Origin of the sequence: Mesorhizobium sp. M7A.F.Ca.ET.027.03.2.1 (assembly GCF_003999175.1) — a bacterium.
Lineage (GTDB): Bacteria > Pseudomonadota > Alphaproteobacteria > Rhizobiales > Rhizobiaceae > Mesorhizobium.
Genome location: NZ_RZOM01001890.1, coordinates 1 through 465, shown reverse-complemented (window position 1 = coordinate 465; position 465 = coordinate 1). Strand labels below are relative to the sequence as shown.

The 465-nt window shown below is 68.0% G+C and carries 1 protein-coding gene; it reads right to left on the bottom strand.

Annotated elements, in window-relative coordinates:
* Positions 1-465: hypothetical protein (locus EN750_RS38625; RefSeq protein WP_145968405.1), on the bottom strand; the 465-nt coding region annotated here is incomplete at both ends.

Sequence of the window (465 nt, the reverse complement as noted above, 5' to 3'; positions counted from 1 at the left end):
GTTGATGGCGACACGCGTCGTCGAGCCGCCGGTCAGCGTCTGCGACTGGACGCGGACCCCGATATCGCCACGCACGCGTTCGTTGACGCGCTTGCGCAGGCCTTCGCTGACCGGATAGACCGGCTCCGGCCCGCTGTCGGCCCCATTGGCCGCATTGTCCGAGCCGCTGCCGGGATTGAACGGGATGTTCAGCCGCACGCTGCCGGCGAACTGGGTGTCGTCGCGATTGTCGTTGCGGACCTCGCCGGCGAAGACCAGTTCCGTGTTGCTGCCGAAGACATCGCCGATCGTATACTCGAACCCGGCCTTGGCGCCGGTGACGCTGCCGTCGTCGCCGTGCGGATCCTCGAAGTGATAGCCGCCGATGTCGAGCCGCAGCGAATGCTTGTCGGGCAGGGCGACCGGCACCTGCGCACCGATCTCTCCCTCGATGCCCCACGCGGCGTAGTCGCGGTGGTCGAGGAC